At 52.6% G+C, this 527-nt stretch carries 2 rRNA genes; both read right to left on the bottom strand.

From position 1 onward, the window contains the following. Positions 1-105, bottom strand: a 5S ribosomal RNA gene (rrf, locus tag E6C51_RS19990); the annotation flags it as partial. Between the two features lie 317 nt (positions 106-422). Further along, positions 423-527 (bottom strand): 23S ribosomal RNA (locus E6C51_RS19985); the annotation flags it as partial.

Raw genomic sequence — 527 nt, 5'->3', positions numbered from 1 at the left:
GACCTACTCTCCCGCGTCTTAAGACGAAGTACCATTGGCGCAGGGGCGTTTCACGGCCGTGTTCGGAATGGGAACGGGTGCAGCCACCCCGCCATGACCACCAGGTCGGCTAAGGGCAATGTTGATGCTCCGCATCAACATTGTTCCCTTTTCTTTGGCAAACCTTTCTTCTTCGCTAGACGCTCAGAAGGGTGCCAAAGGATCATACGGAACCGTATTGATGCTTTGCGTATTGAGAAGCTGGATTTTTTTGTGAACACGTTGTTTGTTTTCGTGGCACTGACGAGCTCCGCTCGCAAGGCCAAGGGCCGTCGCACCTGATGGTGCGGGCCGTCCGCAGCGAAGCAAGCTTTGCTTGCGACAGCGTCAGGACAAAACAGATGGCATCATCAAGCTTCGCTTGATGAGCATAATCAATGAGAACAATTAAGCCGATCGAGCTATTAGTAACGGTAAGCTTCATGCATTGCTGCACTTCCACACCCGTCCTATCAACGTGGTCGTCTTCCACGGCTCTGATAGGGAAT

The sequence above is a fragment of the Gillisella terrae genome (assembly GCF_004801395.1).
GTDB lineage: Bacteria > Pseudomonadota > Alphaproteobacteria > Rhizobiales > Rhizobiaceae > Allorhizobium > Allorhizobium terrae.
This window is presented reverse-complemented; position numbering and strand designations above follow the sequence as displayed.